Below are 18,797 nucleotides of genomic sequence, written 5' to 3' on the forward strand. Positions count from 1 at the left end.
GCGCAGTATGGAGAGTATAAATGTTTAAAAAGCTGCACAGGCAAATGACAATATTTTCGGCATTGATCACAAGCGGGATTCTGATTTTGATGGCAATTGCCAGTCTTGTGATTTTTGAGCGGGGACTTACCCGCAACAGCTATGAGAGGTTTTTAAATAATGGAAATTCCTGTGTAGCTTACCTGGAAACCCAGAGCGTGCTTTCCCACAAATGGATCCTGGAAGCCAAGCAGGAATATGGAGTGGAGCTTCGGATCCTGAATAATGGGAAAAGGCTGTTTTTTGACAAGCTGAATGAGGAAAGCAGCTCCAATGCTTCAGGGGAAAATGGCCGGAAAAGCTCTGTGGAAAATATGCTGGCGGAGGCTGCCAGAATCTCCAGGGAGGAGCAAGGGCTGGATGTAGAGTATACGGGAAGCATTTCCCTTCCCAAAGAAGTTTATTTTGAGACAGCAGATTTTTATGCATGTACGGCGCTGATTCCAAAGGGAAGCGGCGTGTTAAGCCTGGTGTTGGTGTATCCCCTTGACGGATTGAAGGGACAGATTTTTCACCAGAGGATTTTGTGGGGAGGATTGCTGCTGATCGCGGTGCTGGCACTGGTTGTGTTTTCCTGGTTTTTTACCGGGAAAATACTGCGGCCGCTGGAAGAGAACCGGAAAAGGCAGACTCAGTTTATTGCTTCGGCCTCCCATGAGCTGCGGTCACCGTTGGCTGTGATCTTATCAAGCGTTCAGGCCATAGAGGCGGATCCGGGGGAGTGCAGGCGCTTCCTTTCCACTATTAAAAGTGAGGGAACCAGGATGTCCCGGCTGATCGGGGATATGCTGGCGCTGGCAAATGCGGACAATAAGTCCTGGAGTATTATGAAGTCGCCCTGTGAGCTGGATACTTTGCTTTTGGAGACGTATGAGAAGTATGAGCCGTTGCTTCGGGAAAAAGGAATTTCCATGAACGTGGAGCTTCCAGATGAGTCTCTTTCCCCGTGCAGATGCGATGGCGGACGGATCAGTCAGGTTCTGGGAATCCTTCTGGATAATGGTGCCAGCTATGTTCCTGCAGGTGGAAAAATCAGGAGCGGTGTGGAAGAAAAGGAAAAATATTTTAGGATTTATGTGGAGGATAATGGACCGGGGATTTCGGATGAGAATAAGGAAGCAGTGTTCCAGAGATTTTACCGGGCAGATTCCTCCAGGAAGGATAAGCAGCATTTTGGACTTGGGCTTTGCATTGCAAAGGAGATCGTGACGCTGCATCATGGAAGCATTCGGATTGAGGATACAAAAGGAGGGGGTACTACTTTTGTGGTTCGGCTGCCGAAGTGACAGAGGCTTTTGGGATTGCGTTTATGCAGGTCTGGCGGGATTTAGTGAAGCAGTTGTTACCAGGACGTGAGTTCACAATGTATATTCATCGCAGGTCGTCGCAACACTCCAACGAGCTAACTGCCAACTGCGACTAAACATCTCAGGAGAGCCTTCGATGTTAAGTCTTCGTAGACAGTGGATCTCGTCTCCGTTAAAAGCGCTCCTGGAATGACCTGCTCACGAATATACATTGCGAACTCACTGGTTACTGGCAAAGAGAATGTGCTAAAACGATACTTCTTCGCTGGCGCTGGGAGGGAATTCAGACAGATACACATACTCTAAGGCTCTGCTGTTTCCAGGTGCAAACCCGAAGCCTATTGACCGGCACTAAGGGAATTCCAGCGATGCACAGCCTCTGGGCACCTGTTACTCCTAGAGCGTGTTTGAAAAAGGCTTTCTGCAAAATATATCGCAAAGTGGGGCATGCAGATCGCGGGAATAGTTTTCAATAGCCAGCGTTCCCCTTGATTCACTAAATCCCCTTTCAGTGATACACCTCCATCTGATACCCAACTCCGCGGATGGTTTTTAACTGGAGACTGCTGTCTACGGCGTGCAGGCGGCGACGGAGGAAGTGGATGTAGTTGTCCAGGTTGCCGTCTTCTACATCAGATTCCAGGCCCCAGACGCGGGAGAGAAGAAGGGTTCTGGGGAGTACCTGGCCTGGATTTCGGAGAAACACCTCCATCAGGGTACTTTCCCGCTTGGACAGGGTGCATTCCTTCGCCCCTTTAGAGAGCCGTCCGCACTCCGGATCAAAGGACACATCCCCAAGCTTCAAAAGCCCCAGATCGCCCCATTTGCCAGGACGGCGCATAATGCTGCGGATTCGCGCCAGCAGCTCCTCAAAGGCGAAAGGCTTCACCATATAATCATCTGCACCGCAGTCAAGCCCCGTAATCTTGTCCTCAAGTTCTCCAAGTGCCGTAAGAAAAATCACAGGTGTGGATACATTCGCTTTCCGCGCCTCCTTTAAAACCTGGGTGCCGTCCATAGAAGGAAGCATGCGGTCCAGGATCACAAGGTCATACATGTTTTCCTGCATATAATAAAGCCCCTCCGCGCCGTCCAGGCACACATCCACTGTGAAATTGTCTTTCTCCAGGCGAAGCTTCGTAATCTCCGCCAGTTCTTTATCATCCTCTATCATTAAAATACGCATTGCAAAAACCTTTCTGATCTATTTTCAATTTTGGCATTTTTCTCATTGTACCACAGAAATCTAAAAAATATCTCTAAAAAAATTTCTAAAAAAATCAATTACTCATTTAGAGAGAAAATAGAGATTCCACTGTTATCTTTACTTCATCAGGAAACATCATTTCCTCCAGACAATGAGTGATGAAAAGAGGGTTTATCTTTGAAAAGAAAACGTGCCTTCAAAGGCATTTTATTTATTCTGCCAAGCTTTGCAGGCGTCTGCCTGTTCTGGCTCCTTCCTTATATGGATGTGATCCGCCGCTCCTTTTTCAGTGCAGTGGGAGGGACGTTTACAGGACTGAAAAATTATGAGACCGTTTTTGCTAATCAGGCATTTCTGCTGGCTGGAGAAAATACCATTCGTTTTTTCGGAACCTGTATTCCCTTGCTGGTGCTTCTGTCATTAATAACAGCTGTACTGATAAATGGACTAAAGGAAATGCACAGACAGCTTTTGAAAACAGCCTTTTTACTTCCCATGGCAATCCCGGTTGCCTCGGTTGTACTTTTATGGAGAGCTCTGTTTAATGGACAGGGAATTTTAAACCATTTACTGTTCATGCTGTCCCTGAAAAACGTGGACTGGATGAATACAGGCGCCTCCTTTGGCGTGCTTGTGATCAGCTATATCTGGAGAAACCTGGGGTATGACATTGTTCTCTGGCTGGCGGGGCTGTCTGCCATTCCGGAGTCCCTTTATGAGGCTGCCCATGTGGACGGGGCAGGAACCTGGAAATGCTTTACCTGTATCACCATGCCAAACCTTCTCCCCTCCCTTTTTACCATTGTGGTACTGTCTCTGCTAAATGGCTTTAAGGTGTACCGCGAGGCCTATCTGGCAGCAGGAGACTATCCACAGGAAAAAATGTATCTTCTTCAGCATCTGTTCGATAACTGGTACAGAGACCTTTCCATAGACAAAATGTCCGCGGCAGCTGTGATCACGGGACTTGTGATCATGGCACTGATCCTGCTTTTGCAGAGGGCCTGGGAAGGGGATGCATAAGGATGAAAAAGATAACCGCATTTTTGCTTACCCTTTTGGCCCTTGTTTTCGTATTCCCGGTTCTGTTCCTTGCAGTGGGCTCCCTGATGGGAAAAAACGAGCTTACGGATCTGCTTCTTCCTGTTTTAAAAACAGGAAGCACAGGCTATGCCTCCTGGAAGCTGTTCCCGGAGTATCCTACTTTAAGATCCTACGTGGAGGTGCTATTAGATTCCCCGGAATTTTTCGTCATGTTCTGGAATTCCGTGAAGATCACATTAGGAGCACTTGCAGGCGAGCTTCTTGTAGGAATGCCTGCGGCTTGGGGATTTGCCAAGTTTGATTTTCCAGGAAAAAAAGGATTGTTTACTTTGTATATCGCACTGATGATGATGCCATTTCAGGTTATGCTTCTTGGCAATTATCTGGTGCTGGATGATTTACGGCTTTTGGACTCGCTTTTGGGGATTATTTTCCCGGCGGTTTTCTCTACATTCCCCGTATTTATTATGTACCGCTTTTTTGAGGGAATCCCTCTGGCGCTTCTGGAAGCGGCAAGACTTGACGGCGCAGGTGAGCTTCGGCTGTTTTTTATGATTGCCATCCCCTTAGGTTCACCTGGCGTCATTTCTGCCATGGTTCTTGGATTTCTGGAATACTGGAACCTGATCGAGCAGCCTATGGTATTTCTGAAGACAAAGGAGCTGTGGCCCCTGTCTTTGTATCTGCCAAATATTGACATGGATCATGCAGGCACTGCTTTTGCTGCGTCTATGGTTGCCCTGATTCCGGCTGTACTGGTGTTTTTTGCCGGGCAGGATTATCTGGAGCAGGGAATTGTCTCTACGGCTGTGAAAGAATAAAAATGGAAAAGGAAGATTGGAGATTGACATGAAGAAAAAATTGATTGGTGCGGCGGGGATGTATTTTGCCGTGATGCTGATTTTTACTATATTATCAAGAGCGGCGGATTCTGTGAATGTGATACAGATCCAGGTAAAAAATCCCCAGAATCAGATGGTGACCCATGAGGTGACAGGCACCGGAAAAGTGGAGGGCAGCCAGGAGATGGCTGTATTTGTCCAGGAAAACCTGCAGGTGGAGCAGGTTTTGGTCCATGCCGGGGAAACGGTGAAAAAAGGGGATGCCCTTATGAAGCTTTCAGGCGAGAGCATTTCATCTGCCGCAAAGGAACTGGAAAATAAGATCAAAACCCTGGAAGGCCAGGTGAAGGATCTGGAAAGCCAGAAAAGTGTGGATAACCAGAAACAGGCGTCTGAGCAGTCCTGGGCGGAGAATTCTTATGCGCTTGCTGCGCAGAGCGGAAATGTTTCTGTGGATAATGCCAGGGCGGAGGTGAATGTTGCCAGACAGCGCCTGGAGGAATTTTATCAGGAGAGAGAAGCAGCTGCGCAGGAAAAAAATGAAATGGCAGGCTTTACCTCCGGCGATACCGGGGAGGCAGAGGACGGGGCTAGAGAGTCAGAAGCTTCTGTAAATAGCTTTGAGAGCGGAGGCGAGACGGAGACCGCTCGGGAAGAAGCACAGCAAGATAATACCGATTATAGCATCGCGGCGCAATCTGGCAATGAGACTTTAGATGGCAGTTCACAGCTATCGGATAACGGCGAGTTAGAGGAAAACTCCGGGACAAGTTCAAGCTCCGACGCTGCTTCCACCCAGGATGATTCCGCCACAGAAAAAGCCCTCCAGGACGACCTTCGCGGGAAACAGGAGGCTTTAAACGAGGCAATCGCAGGAAGAAACCAGACTCTTGCCAGTGCCGGCAAAAATATATCCGATGCCAACGCACCCCAGGCCTCTGACAGTACTCTGGAAAATACAAAGCGGGAGCTGGAAAACACAAAGGAAGATCTGGAAAAAGTGACCCTGCTTCAAGATACGGGAGGAATCATAACATCACCCTCCGACAGTGTCCTGAAAAGCCTGTCCGTACAGACGGGAGACATTACCGGGCAGGGCGCTGCTGCAGTCCTCTATCTTCTTGACGATGATTTCCGAATGACCGGAAGCATTTCCAAAGAAAACCTGAAATACATTGATACCGGCATGGATGTTCAGATTACAGATAATAACAATAATGACATATCTGGTGCATCTGTGGAGAGTATCACAGAAGATGAAGAAGATTCTGATATTCGGAAGCTTTCCATTTTACTTCCAAAAGACAGCTTGTCTATCGGACAGACTGCGCAGTTTTTCATATCAAAGGACGCTGGCCCTTATGACTGCTGCGTTCCGCTGACTGCACTTTATGAGGAAAACGGCCAGAATTACGTGTATGTGACAGACACGGAAAACACCGTGCTTGGAACTGTGATGGTTGCCCGGCAGGTTTTTGTGACGGTCAAGGACAAAAACCAGACAACAGCAGCCCTGGAGAGCGGAAGCATATCCTCCGGGCAGCAGGTGATCGTTTCTGCAAATCGGGAGCTGAAGGATGGCAGCCGTGTAAGGCTGGTGGAAAATTAAAGAAGGAACGAAAGTGAATAAAGGAAAAATTAATTTTAAATACTGGAAAAACATCTGCCTGTGGATCATCGCAGCCCTGCTTTTTTATTCGGGAATTCAGAATTATGCATCTATGGAAGAAAGCAATGCAGCTGTGATCGAACTCTACGGTACATACCCCGATCAGAAACGGGCAGAAGAAATCCTTTTGTCCGGTGCAAAAGCAGAGGAGTTCACAGATCTTTGTTTTGTATGGAATGGCGGAATGACAGATCTGCAAAATCCCGAATACGTTCGCCAGACACAGGTGGCAGTTACTGGTGTTCTTGGAAAGGCATCTCTGTACGACCGGGAGGGCATGGCCCTGGATGAGAACGACCAGGAAGGCTGCATTATAGATGAAAAAACAGCAGTGGAGTTATTTGGAAGCAGAAACTGTGTTGGCGGAGCAGTGGTTTTGAACGACAAAACCTATCTGGTTCGCCAGGCGGCATCCTGGAATATGCATCGGATTCTCATTCACCCCGATGCAAAGGACACCATTTACACCCAGGTGCTGGTCCGTCCGGCAAAAGGACAAAGTAAGGAAAATGCAGCTTCCGGATTCCTCATGAGCAACGGCTATTTTGGAACACTGGTGGATGACGGCTGGCTTGAAAATCTGACTCCATGGTTTCCCGCCGCGTTTGTTCTGCTTGCAGCCTTTTGTATTCAGGGAATCCTTGGCAGGCTGGTAAAAGGCAGCCGCTATTTAAGATGGATCCTGACAGCTTTTTTGTGGGGAGGATGCCTGTTCTTTCTCTCAGGCTGGATTACCTTTCCCTACGACTGGCTGCCGGATAAATGGTCCGACTTCTCTTTCTGGCCGGAAAAAATCCAAAAAGAAATGGAACTTTTCCGGTGGTATGTGATGCTTCCCAAAACAGCTGCCCAGGCAGAGCGTCTGTGCGCAGGCATGGGATGCATGCTAAAATGTGCGGCAGCAACTGTGATCATGCTGATTGCGGGCGTCTGGTAGGGCATACACAAAATGCTGTACCAGACGTCCTTTTCCTGTTTTGTCAAAAGAATTTTCCTGGAAAAGGAATATTTTGGTACATTTTTTCGTGAGAGATTTCTCTAAAGTATTTGCCAGAAGGGACCAGAGGTATTATAATGGAATGTAAGACCCTGGATCCCTTTTCAAACAGGCTTCAGCAGGGATGAGGATTTACAGTTGCTGTTTTATCTGGAAAATCAGAGCCGAAAGGGCAGGACAGTGACGACTTTTTATAAGAGATAAGGAGAGATTGAATGAGTAAAATTGCCATTGTAACGGACAGTAACAGCGGCATTACGCAGGAGGAAGGACGCAGACTTGGAGTGTCTGTGATTCCCATGCCTTTTTTTATTAATGAGAAAATGTACCTGGAAGGAATCACCTTAAGCCAGGAGGAATTTTACCAGTGGCTGAAAAGCGACGCCTCCATTTCCACATCCCAGCCAAGCCCGGGAGAGACTATGGGACTTTGGGATACCCTTCTGAAGGAATATGATGAGATCGTACAGATCCCTATGTCCAGCGGACTTAGTGCTACCTGCGCCACTGCAATGGGACTTGCCCAGGAATATGAGGGCAGAGTGCATGTGGTAGATAATCAGCGAATTTCCGTAACCCAGCGCCAGTCTGTGGAGGACGCCATTGCCCTTCGTGAGGCAGGCAGAAGCGGTGCAGAGATTAAGAAGATCCTGGAGGAGGAGAAATTCAATTCCAGTATTTATATTACCCTTGAGACTTTGAAATATCTGAAGAAGGGCGGAAGAATCACCCCGGCGGCAGCCGCAATCGGTACGGTTCTGAACCTGAAGCCGGTACTGCAGCTCCAGGGAGAGAAGCTAGATGCTTTTGCCAAGGTAAGAGGCAAGAAGCAGGCCAGACGTACTATGCTGAAGGCCATGAAGGCAGACTTCGAGGGACGTTTTGCCCAGTTTGTCCAGAATGGAGAGATGTGTCTTCAGGCTGCTTACACCGGCAACCCGGAAGAGGCACAGGAGTGGAAGCAGGAGATGCAGGAGGCATTCCCGGGAATGGAGATTCACATGGATCCGCTGTCCCTTAGCGTGGCATGTCACATTGGACATGGTTCCCTGGCAATTGCATGTTCACGTAAAGTGACCGTGTAATATACAGACAGGAGTTACAGAGTCAGAAATAGTTCTGTGAATGAACTTTTTTGAACTGCCGGGTGACAGAAATTGCAGAAATGATAACAGAAATAACATCCCCTCGGGGAATTTAGGAGGATTTATGAAAAAACTTACAGACTATATGGCGGAAGAGCTTTCTTCTGCATTCGAGAAAGCAGGATATGATCCGTCCTACGGAAAAGTAGGCGTATCCAACCGTCCGGATCTTTGCGAATACCAGTGCAACGGTGCCATGGCAGGAGCTAAAGCCTATAAAAAAGCACCGTTTATGATCGCTGACGACGTAGTAGCCAACCTGGCAGACTCCAAAGTCTTTTCCATGAAAGAAATGGTAAAGCCTGGATTTATTAATCTGAAGGTCAGCGAGGAGTTCCTTGCAGATTATCTGAAGGAGATGGAGAAGGACGAGAAGCTTGGTGCAGACACAGCCAAAGAGCCGAAGACCATCGTGATCGACTACGGCGGACCAAACGTTGCCAAGCCGCTCCATGTAGGACATCTTCGTTCTGCCATCATTGGCGAGAGCATTAAGAGAATCGGCCGTTTCGTGGGACACAAGGTGATCGGTGACGTTCATCTTGGGGACTGGGGACTTCAGATGGGACTGATCATCACCGAGCTGAAGCACAGACAGCCGGAGCTTGTATATTTTGATGACAGCTTTACAGGAGAATATCCAACAGAAGCGCCATTTACCATCAGCGAGCTGGAAGAAATCTATCCATGTGCAAGCGGCAAATCCAAAGAGGATGAGGCATACCGCCAGGAGGCACTTGAGGCCACTCACCTTCTTCAGCAGGGCAAGCCAGGATACATGGCTCTGTGGAACCACATTATGAATGTTTCTGTTACAGACCTTAAGAGAAACTATGCCAACTTAAACGTATCCTTTGACCTCTGGAAAAAGGAATCCGATGCCCAGCCATACATCCCGGATATGGTAGAGATGATGAAGGAAAAAGGCTTCGCATACCAGGATCAGGGCGCACTTGTTGTAGATGTAAAGGAAGATACCGATACCAAGGAAATTCCGCCTTGCATGCTTCTGAAATCTGACGGAGCTTCTCTTTATACAACTACAGACCTTGCTACCATTGTAGAGCGTATGAAGCTGTTCCACCCGGATGAGATTCTTTACGTTGTAGATAAGCGTCAGGAGCTGCACTTCATCCAGGTATTCCGCTGTGCAAGAAAGACCGGACTGGTAGAGGATGACACCAAGCTTTCCTTCCTTGGATTTGGTACCATGAACGGTAAGGACGGCAAGCCGTTTAAGACAAGAGAAGGCGGCGTTATGCGTCTTGAGAACCTGATCGCAGACATTGACGAGGAAATGTTTAATAAGATCGTGGAGAACAGAAGCGTCCGTGATAAGGATGCCAAAGATACTGCCAAGATCGTAGGTCTGGCTGCAATCAAATACGGTGATCTTTCCAACCAGGCAACCAAGGATTATATTTTCGATGTAGACCGTTTCACTTCCTTCGAGGGAAATACAGGTCCGTACATCCTTTACACCATCGTTCGTATCAAATCCATCCTGAACCGCTATGTGGAAGCAGGCGGAAACCTTGAGGCTGGAGAGCTTCTGAAGGCTTCCAATGGAAGCGAGAAGAACCTGATGCTTCAGCTTTCTGGATTTGGCAGCATGATTGAGAGTGCATTTGAGGAGAAGGCACCTCACAAGATCTGCGCTTATATTTACGAAGTATCCAATGCATTCAACAGCTTCTATCACGAGACCAAGATTCTCAGCGAGGAGAACCAGGCACAGAAGGAATCCTATATCCGCCTGCTCCAGCTGACCAAGAGAGTGCTTGAGACAAGCATTGATCTTCTGGGATTTGAAGCACCGGATAAGATGTGATGGGATTTGTAAGGAAAATTTCCTGAGATTATTTCGCATAAAGAAAACGTATTTTACAGGGCTGTGTATCTGCCAAGTTATTTCGGCAGGGCACAGCCTTTTTCAGACAGGCTCTAGTTCTTGACAGAATAATTTAGTTGTACTGTCATCTAACTGGTTGAACATACAACTAATTAATTTGAAATAAGTAATCGGGAAAGGAGAAAACCATGGACAGCACGCAGCGTAAAATGACAAAAATTGCCCGTGAGATCAGCAAATTCACCGTACAGATGATGAAGGAAGACGGCATCGGGACAGCGGAATTTGATGTGATACATTTTATCCGGCACAATCCAGGAGTGACCCAGACTGTGATGAGAGAGTCCCTGAAAATTGACAAAGGGGCAGCAGCCAAGCGGGTGGCAAGCCTGGAAAACAAAGGCTACCTGATCCGAAAGCACAATCCGGAAGACGGAAGAAGCCAGCTTTTATACGCTACACCCAAGGCAGAAGAACTGAAAAATTCCAAAGCACAGATCGAGACCATTTTTTATGAATGGCTTTTATCAGAGCTTCCAGAAGAGGAAAAAGAAGCGTTTTGCAAAACTTTAGATACCCTTTACTGGAAATCAAAGCGGCAGCGCCAGGCTGGATTCCCGGATGTGACACAAAAGGTAATGGAACACAAAGATGAGGGAGCAGAAGATGGAGAAAAGTGACAAAACCTTTCAGCCGGACAGAGTGCTTTCCTATTTCAAAAAAGAATGGAAGGTTCTTCTGATCGTGACCATTTCCGGCCTGATCTATAACCTGGGACTTCTGGCAGGCCTCTGGTTTGAGGGAAAAATGACCGGCTGTCTGGTTGAAATTCTGAGAGGGCTGGGACAGTTTTCCGACATGCTGGTTCTGGTGCTTGGATATGTGACAGCCATTGCGGTTGTCCAGATTGCCAGATACATCAAACGATTTTATGTGCGGCGTTTTGCCAACAATGTAAACCGCCGGATGAAAGAAATCCTGTATGCAGGCCTGGTAAGGAAAAGCCGCGCAAGCCTTCGGAAAGAGGGCGAGGGAAGCATTATGACCAAGGCAATCCTGGACGTAGATGACTGCGTGGAAGGAATGCGTAAGTTTACCACGGAGATTTTTGATACAGGAGTGGCCCTGGCTGCTTATGCGGGAATGCTTTTGTGGTATGATTTCCGGCTGGCACTGCTTTGCATGATTTTCCCGCCAATTTCCTATATGACGGCGGAAAAGATGAAAAAGATGATTCAGAGGACAGGGGCTGCATACAAAGAGCAGTCCGGATATCTGAGCAATGCCACTTTGGACAGGGCAGAAAATGCCATTACATACCGTGTTTTTGGATGTGAACAGGAGCGGCAGCTTGCATACGAAGAGAACCTCACTTCTTATGAAAAATCAGCAGTAAAGGCCAATATCTGGAATTCCGTAATGCCGCCGGTGTATCGGATTATTTCCATGGTCGGAGTTTTGTTTATCCTGTATTTCGGCCAGAAAAATGTTCTTGGAACAGGCTGGAGCACCTGGACCATTGCGTCCTTTACGACTTTCCTGGCATGTTTTGTGAAGATGTCCGTAAAGTCCTCCAGTGCGGCGAAGCTGTTTAATGCAGTGCATAAGGCACAGGTTTCCTGGAAAAGAATCAAGCCGCTTTTGACAAAGCAGGAAGAAGAGAACGGGGCCAAGGCAAGGGAAAATTCTGAAAGACAGGATACAGAAGGAAAAGAAGCTGGTTTAGAAAATGTAACTCAATTACAGATCGGCCATTTGAAGTTTGCTTACCCGGATGGTAAACAGATTTTGAACGATATTTCCTTTCAGATCAAAAAAGGCCAGATGATCGGAATCACCGGTCCGGTGGCCTGCGGAAAATCTACTTTGGGAAAAGCTTTTTTGTGCGAATATCCCTATGAGGGACAGATCCTGGTGGATGGCGAAGAACTTCAAAAGATGACACCATCAAAGCGTACGGGTATCATAGGCTATCTTGGTCATGATCCAGAGTTGTTTAATGACAGCGTGGAAAATAACGTTCTTATGGGAACAAAGAAAAATGCAGAAGATTTCCTTAAAATGGTTTGCATGGATGAGGAAGTAAAGGAAATGGACAACGGCATACAGACTTTGGTTGGAAATGGCGGGGTACGTCTTTCCGGCGGTCAGGGAAAACGTCTTGCCCTTGCCAGAACCCTTTGCTATCAGAAGCCTGTGCTGATTCTGGACGATCCTTTTTCTGCCCTGGATAAAAGCACGGAGAAGCAGATTTTTGCAAATCTGAAAGAGCAGTCTAGGGAGAATATGGTTCTGTTGATTTCCCACCGTCTGTATCTGTTCCCACAGATGGATCAGATCATCTGGATGGAGGATGGAAAAACAGTGACAGGCACCCATGAGGAACTTCTGAGAAAGGTGCTGGAATATGAAAAATTGTTTATGGAGGAAGGAGGCGCAGGCAATGAAGAAAAATAAGGAAGCTATGGGAGCCCCAAAAAGACAGGTAAAAACCGTCATCTGGCAGACTGTGAAAAAGCAGAAATGGCTGTCCCTTGGAATTATTCTGGCCGTTGTCGGCGCTGTTGTGACTGCGCTTATCCCGCCTCTGATCCTGGCCCGGATCGTGGATACCATCACAGGCGGAAATAAGGCAGCCGTTTATATCCTGGTCCTTTATTTTGCAATGCTTGCATTTACCGGGTTTATGGAATCTGCAAGGGAAGGGCTTCTGACTGTATTCGGACAGAAGATTACCCATGCTCTTCGAAGCAGTCTTATGGAAAAATTCGTAAGCCTTACCTCTGATAACCTGACCAGGCAGGAACCCGGCACCCTGGTTTCCCGTTTTGTAGGGGACGTTGATACGGTAGAGAATCTTTTTACATCAGGAATCATTAGTATGTTTGCAGATGCCTGCAAGATTATCAGTATCCTGGTGGTAATCTGGTTTGAAAATAAGGGACTTACAGTGGTGCTTCTTGTAATGCTGCCCTTCCTGTTTGGGTTCACCAGACATGTGCAGAAAAACATGCTGACCGCTCAGATTGAAAACCGAAAAGCAGTGGGAAGAGCTTCCGGCCATGTTCCTGAGACCCTGCACAACATCCGCACCATCCACTGTCTTGCCAGGGAAAAATATATGGAAGAGCGTTATGACACCTATATTGGTGAGAGCTATCAGGCAATGGAGCGGACCAATTTCTATGATGCGGTGTATTCTCCGGTAATTCTGATCTTGAATGCGATTGTGGTTGCGGTTGTGATGCTGCTTTCTGCGTCCGGAAATCAGTCTGTACTGACCTTCTTTGGAATGTCCGCGGGAACTGCTGTGGCTGTGATCAATTACATTTCCCAGATTTTTACTCCGGTAGAAAGCCTTGGAATGGAGATTCAGACCATTCAGTCGGCTGTGGCTGGTATTCACAGGATCAATGAATTTCTGGCATTGGAAGAGAAGAGCCAGGTTGCGGCTGAAGGAAATATGGAAGTGCTGAAGGATGAGAAATTTGCAGAGCATGCAGGAGATAGGGAAAACCTGTCAGATTTTTCAAAGAAGTCTGTTTCTAAGAGTGGAGTTCCATTCGTAGAATTCAAAGATGTGACCTTTGGCTATGATGAGCATGTGGTGCTGGAACACCTGAATTTTAAAGTTATGGACACCGACCAGGTTACGCTTCTTGGCCGTACCGGTGCAGGAAAAAGTACCATATTAAAGCTGCTGCTTGGACTTTACCAGCCGGATCAGGGAGAGGTGCTGATCCACGGTATGCCGGCAGCTGCAGTGCGGGCAGAGGAAAGACGAAAGCTTTTTGGCTATGTGGAGCAGTCCTTCCACATGGTTCCAGGAACGGTTCGGGATCAGATCACTCTGTATGATAACCGGATTTCTGACCGTCAGGTGAAAGCAGTTGCAGAGCTTACCGGATTAAAGGAGGCAATTGAAAGACTGGAAAATGGGTATGACACGATCTGTACACCGGAGATTTTTTCCAAGGGCCAGTGGCAGCTGCTGTCCATTGCCAGGGCAGCTGCGGCCGAACCTAAAATGCTGCTTCTGGATGAGATCACCGCAAACCTGGATGCCGAGACGGAGAAAAGTGTGCTGGCGGCACTGAAGCGTGTGGCAAAGGATCGCACGGTGATTTCCATTTCCCACAGAACATCGGCGGAGTTGGGAAGAACTATCAGTATTTAAGAGAAAGCTATAACTGCTGTATGAAAACAGAAGTTAAGGAAGAGCTTATTCTGTGATCATATAGCAGTTTTTTATGGAAAAATAGTTGGAAAGGAATGTATAAATGGTCGGTTGCTGAGATTTTATGCAGTTCTGAAATTTTTATAAAGTACTTTTCAGATGAGGATTCTAGTGTTATAATTTCGATTACATTCTTAAATGCCCAGATGGAAAACGCGGGCATTTCATAATCTCTAATTTTATCTGATTTATCATTGGTTTTATTCACTTAATTTTTATTTCCAGACAGTTTTTTACATAAAAAAGAGGTGGTCATGATCAGTCTTACAGGCATGATTTTAAAAATGCGTTACTGCGTTGTGGAGGAAATCGGCTCCGGGGGAGAGGGACATCTGTACCTTGCCAGGGATATGGAGCTTGGAAATTACTGGGCAGTGAAGGAACTTCCCATCTCCAAAAAACGGGAAGCAAAGCTTTTGCGTCTGCTGGAACATCCTTTTGTTCCAAGGATGGTGGACTATATTGAGACAGAAGAAGCCTGCTACCTTGTGATGGAATTTATCCGGGGAAAGTCCCTGGGACAGTTGCAAAGAGTGGGGCATGTATTTACAGCAGAGGAAATCCTGAGTTATTCAGATACGGTGCTTCAGGTGCTGGAATATCTACATAATCAGAAGCCGCCCATTTATTATGGGGATTTGAAGCCGGATAACCTGATGCTGTCGGAGACTGGCAGGCTGTATCTGGTGGATTTTGGAAGTGCAGTACTGGGATTTGGAAATGAGCCCAGAATCTGTATGGGAACGGAGGGCTTCGCCGCGCCGGAGCAGTATCAGGGAAAAGTCAGTGAAAGAAGTGATCTTTTTGCTCTTGGAAAAACCATCCGCTCTTTGGCCGGGCAAAACTGGGGGAGAATTTTGTGGAAGATTCCGGGGCTGTGGCTGTTTGTGCATCGCTGTGTGCAGCCGCAGGAAGAAAAACGTCTGCAAAGTGCGGCACAGGCAAAGAAAATGCTTCTTAACATAGGGAAAAGAAGAGGGCGGACCAGAAAGAATATGGCAGTAGTGCTGGGAACGGCCGCAGTTCTGCTTGCTGGCGGCATGTTTTTTGCAGTGCGGGAGAGAAAGCCTTCCTTTAAGGAAGCGCTGACAGAAGTAACGACGCTTTATTATGACACTTTGGCAGAAAAAAACACTGATGAAAATGCGCAGGTAGGCAAATCCTGGGAAAATTTGTGCCAAAGGGCTGAGACAGAATTGCAGAAAATACAAAAAGAATATAAAGAAGACAGAGAGCAGAGGCGTATTTTACTTTTGCTGGCGGCGAATGCAGAACTGCAGAAAGAGTGGGAACGGGCAGCGGTATATTATGAACAGCTGCTTTTATACGCACCGGAATATGCAGAAGGCTATGGAAAATATGGCCTGTTTCTTCTGCGAAGAGGCCAGCGAAGCTCCAGCAGAAAGCTTCTGGCTTTATACAAAACAAGCGGGGCAGACGGAACGGACTGTCAAAGCGTGAAAATATGGGAAACGCAGCTGGAAATTGGTTGAAGCGTGAAGCTATGGAAAAATAACTGGAAGGCAGTTGAAGTGTGAAGATATGAGAAAAACGGTTGAAAAGAAAGTGAAACGGTGGAGAACTGGAGCGATTGTGATTATTATGGCTGGTATCATATGCGGCGGTATTCACAGCCAAATCTATGCAGGAGAGTTCGGCGGATTCGATATTGACATTGGAGGGGATGGGGGTACATTTGATGACTGGACAGAAGAATCGGAAGCGCCCCAGGAACCAGCGAAGCCAGAGCAGAGTCCAAATGGAGGCAGCAGCGCAAGCAGCCCTGAAACAAATAATAACAATAGCACAAGCAGTCCTGGAACAAATAATAATAGCAACGCAAGTGGTTCTGGAGCAAATAATAATAGTAGCGTAAACAATCCCGAAGCGAGTAATAACAGCAGTGAAGGCAGCCAAGGGGAGAATACCAGCAGCAATGAAGGCGGCTCCTGGGGGAATCCTAATGGTAATGAAAACAGCTATGGGGGAAATAATGGCAGTGGTGAAAGCAGTTATGGGAATCATAACAACAATAGTCCTACAGAAAACTATGAGCAAAATGCGGGTGCCAGTGAAGGATACTGCGCCAGCAACGACAACAGCAGCGGGGCGGGAAATAATGAGAATACCAACCCCAGCTACGCTCTAAATAGTCAATCGAAAAAAAGCAGTGATGGTACAGGAAATAAAGCTTCCAAAGAAAAAAAGTCAGCTTCAACTACAGATGAAAAAGCAAAAGAGAAGCCAGAGGAAAATCCAAAAGAAGATTCAAAAGAAGATTCAAAAGAAGATTCCAAGGAAATCAGTCCCACAGCCGCTCCCTCTGTGCATAAGATCACAGCACTTGGCACGGTTTTTTCAGCAGTTGGCATGGCAAAAAACTCACCGGAACTTAAATTTTATAACAGTAATCATGAAAATAAAGAAGAAACACAAAATACGGATGAAAATTATAACAAAACCATATATTTTCATCACGCAAAAACTGTCCCTATCAATGAATATCCCGAAATAAAGCTTGTAAAAACAGAAGAGAATCAGGATGTCACAATTTTGTCCTTACGCTTAAACGGGGAAGAAGCTTCCTGGCACCAGGAGGGGGATGCTCTTATCCTGGATGAGCCAATTACGAAGAAAACCAATTTCATAGAACTGCTGGCTGTCTTAGATGGAAAGAAGATCGTGAAAATGCCAGTCTGGACGATAGAATAAAATGATGATATAATAAACAACCATATAAGAAAAAGCGTAACCGTCTGGTACATTGGCAGTCATACGCTTCAAAATACTTGATAAACAGGAGGCTGACATATAGATGTATAAAGCAATTTTCTTTGACTTAGATGGAACCCTTACAGATTCCGGTGAGGGAATCACCAAATCTGTACAGTACGCACTAGAGAAAATCGGCAAGCCGGAACCGGATCTTCAGAAGCTGCGTATTTTCGTAGGACCGCCCCTTCTGGAGCAGTTTGAAGAATATGCAGGAATCGATGAGGAAACTGCAAGAAAGGCAGTGGAGATTTACCGGGAGAGATACGCTCCCATTGGTATTTTCGAAAACGAGCTGTACCCTGGAATCGAAGAAATGCTGTCCGGGCTGAAAAACAGGGGATATAAACTGGCCATTGCCTCCTCAAAGCCAGAGGTTTTTGTGAAAATCGTAGCAGAGCATTTTCACATTGATTCTTATTTTGATGAGATGGTAGGAAGTGAGCCGGAGGGCGGCAGAACCAATAAGACGGAAGTGATTGAGGAAGCACTTAAACGGCTGGGGCTTTCTGAACATAGGGATCAGGTAATGATGGTTGGCGACAAAGAGCATGACGTGTTTGGCGCAAGACGTGCAGGGCTTGAGTGCATTGCGGTTTCCTACGGCTATGGCACCGAAGAAGAACTGGAAAACGCTCATCCCTATAAGATTGTAAATTCCGCAGAAGAGATCCTGGATTTTTTCGCCTAAGCCCCAGAAGAAAGCAAAAACCTCCTGTGCTGGCATGGAAATGCCTGTACCCAATAGGAATCCATTTTGCTATTTCCCAGGTTTTGTCCTATCTGGGAATGTATCTTCTGGTGTGGCGGACAGGAGCTGATATTACGGCTTATTACCAACAGGCACTTCTGCTCACCGGGCTCACTGGAATCCTGGCATCTGTGCCCTGCATCTGGCTATACCGGGGGGATTACAGGAGAAGAAGCCTGACTGGAATTTTGGGAAGACTGGGAAAAGAACTGACGCCTGCCAGCATTTCAGATGGCAGAATACAGGACTTTGGTGCTGGAAGCGGAAAGAATGTATCTTGCTCCAGCCTCATAGGCGGACATCTTCACATTCCGGAAATGATCATGTTCCTTGTGATCGGTGCATTCCTGGGACAGTACGGAAATATTCTCATCGGACTTTTCCAGCAGTATTTAAACCCGGAAGTCTACCAGGAAACTCAGTCCCTGATCTCTGATGGAAAAAGCATCTGGAGCTTAATTTTCTGGATGGGTATTATCGCGCCTCTTGCGGAGGAAATTATTTTCCGATGGCTGGTATTTCTTCGCATGCGTGACAACATGCGCGTGGTAACCGCCGCGCTTTTGTCCGGCCTTTGCTTTGGAATCTACCACATGAATCTGCTCCAGGGCGTTTACGCCACGATATTGGGAGCACTTTTCGCGCTGCTTCTGGAATGGAGCGGGAAGCTGTTCACCAGTGTGCTTCTTCACATGGGCGCAAACATCTGGAGCCTGATCGTAAGTGATGTGATGCTGTACATGCTGGATCACACAGGAACTATGTCCGTTATGGTACTGAATGTGTTCCTGGTTCTGGCGGGAACTTACGGAATCTGGTATTGTTACAGGAAGTACCAGAAGAGAGGTTGTACTAGAAAAATATAAAAATCATACAGAAACTCAGAAAAACTTTCCTGCCGTTTCGCAGCCATCGCAGCTGCGTTCCGCCAGAAA

Annotated in this window: 15 protein-coding genes and 1 pseudogene; 15 read left to right on the top strand and 1 reads right to left on the bottom strand. The window is 46.9% G+C overall.

From position 1 onward, the window contains the following. Window positions 1–20: 20 nt before the first annotated feature. Complete coding sequence (locus H8S54_RS12345; RefSeq protein ID WP_186901588.1) at window positions 21–1,325, top strand: sensor histidine kinase; 1,305 nt, start codon at window positions 21–23, stop codon at window positions 1,323–1,325. 441 nt (window positions 1,326–1,766) lie between these two features. Then, window positions 1,767–1,838: pseudogene (locus H8S54_RS19385) on the top strand (hypothetical protein); the annotation flags it as partial. A 16-nt stretch (window positions 1,839–1,854) separates the two neighbouring features. Here the strand turns inward: H8S54_RS19385 and H8S54_RS12350 are convergent. Continuing rightward, window positions 1,855–2,532 carry a response regulator transcription factor gene (locus H8S54_RS12350; RefSeq protein WP_117854388.1) on the bottom strand — a complete coding sequence of 226 codons (678 nt, stop codon included), beginning with the start codon at window positions 2,530–2,532 and terminating at the stop codon, window positions 1,855–1,857. Window positions 2,533–2,730: 198 nt separating this feature from the next. On the opposite strand from H8S54_RS12350, the gene H8S54_RS12355 reads away from it, so the two are divergent. The 13 genes from H8S54_RS12355 (at window position 2,731) to H8S54_RS12415 (ending at window position 18,728) form a co-directional block, all read left to right on the top strand. Further along, complete coding sequence (locus H8S54_RS12355) at window positions 2,731–3,576, top strand: carbohydrate ABC transporter permease (protein WP_243176810.1); 846 nt, start codon at window positions 2,731–2,733, stop codon at window positions 3,574–3,576. 2 nt (window positions 3,577–3,578) lie between these two features. Next, a complete protein-coding gene (locus tag H8S54_RS12360) occupies window positions 3,579–4,418 on the top strand; it encodes a carbohydrate ABC transporter permease (protein ID WP_186901589.1) in 840 nt (279 codons plus the stop codon). Window positions 4,419–4,446: 28 nt separating this feature from the next. Then, a complete protein-coding gene (locus H8S54_RS12365) occupies window positions 4,447–6,048 on the top strand; it encodes an HlyD family efflux transporter periplasmic adaptor subunit (RefSeq protein ID WP_186901590.1) in 1,602 nt (533 codons plus the stop codon). 13 nt (window positions 6,049–6,061) lie between these two features. After that, window positions 6,062–7,045: a hypothetical protein gene (locus H8S54_RS12370; RefSeq protein ID WP_186901591.1), complete on the top strand. Its 984-nt coding sequence runs from the start codon at window positions 6,062–6,064 to the stop codon at window positions 7,043–7,045. 275 nt (window positions 7,046–7,320) lie between these two features. Further along, the gene (locus H8S54_RS12375; RefSeq protein ID WP_186901592.1) at window positions 7,321–8,190 is read left to right on the top strand and encodes a DegV family protein; all 870 of its coding nucleotides are present in this window, start codon (window positions 7,321–7,323) and stop codon (window positions 8,188–8,190) included. 124 nt (window positions 8,191–8,314) lie between these two features. Beyond that, entirely contained in the window at window positions 8,315–10,081 is a 1,767-nt protein-coding gene (gene argS, locus H8S54_RS12380; protein WP_186901593.1) for an arginine--tRNA ligase, read from the top strand. 209 nt (window positions 10,082–10,290) lie between these two features. Next, window positions 10,291–10,782 carry a MarR family winged helix-turn-helix transcriptional regulator gene (locus H8S54_RS12385; RefSeq protein WP_117854382.1) on the top strand — a complete coding sequence of 164 codons (492 nt, stop codon included), beginning with the start codon at window positions 10,291–10,293 and terminating at the stop codon, window positions 10,780–10,782. Continuing rightward, window positions 10,769–12,559, top strand: coding sequence for an ABC transporter ATP-binding protein (locus tag H8S54_RS12390; protein WP_186901594.1), 1,791 nt, complete (start codon window positions 10,769–10,771; stop codon window positions 12,557–12,559). Before H8S54_RS12385 ends, H8S54_RS12390 begins: the two co-directional genes overlap by 14 nt. Beyond that, complete coding sequence (locus tag H8S54_RS12395) at window positions 12,546–14,279, top strand: ABC transporter ATP-binding protein (RefSeq protein WP_117854380.1); 1,734 nt, start codon at window positions 12,546–12,548, stop codon at window positions 14,277–14,279. The genes H8S54_RS12390 and H8S54_RS12395 overlap by 14 nt, the downstream gene beginning before the upstream one ends. A 314-nt stretch (window positions 14,280–14,593) precedes the next feature. Beyond that, a complete protein-coding gene (locus H8S54_RS12400) occupies window positions 14,594–15,832 on the top strand; it encodes a serine/threonine protein kinase (protein ID WP_186901595.1) in 1,239 nt (412 codons plus the stop codon). A gap of 49 nt (window positions 15,833–15,881) precedes the next feature. Beyond that, a complete protein-coding gene (locus H8S54_RS12405) occupies window positions 15,882–17,051 on the top strand; it encodes a hypothetical protein (RefSeq protein WP_186901596.1) in 1,170 nt (389 codons plus the stop codon). A 103-nt stretch (window positions 17,052–17,154) separates the two neighbouring features. Next, window positions 17,155–17,802 (top strand): HAD-IA family hydrolase, encoded by a 648-nt coding sequence (locus tag H8S54_RS12410; protein ID WP_021926613.1) that lies wholly within the window; start codon window positions 17,155–17,157, stop codon window positions 17,800–17,802. 26 nt (window positions 17,803–17,828) lie between these two features. After that, window positions 17,829–18,728, top strand: a complete 900-nt coding sequence (locus H8S54_RS12415) for a CPBP family intramembrane glutamic endopeptidase (RefSeq protein WP_021926612.1) — start codon at window positions 17,829–17,831, stop codon at window positions 18,726–18,728. Window positions 18,729–18,797 lie beyond the last annotated feature (69 nt).

Source organism: Blautia segnis (assembly GCF_014287535.1).
GTDB lineage: Bacteria > Bacillota > Clostridia > Lachnospirales > Lachnospiraceae > Blautia_A > Blautia_A acetigignens.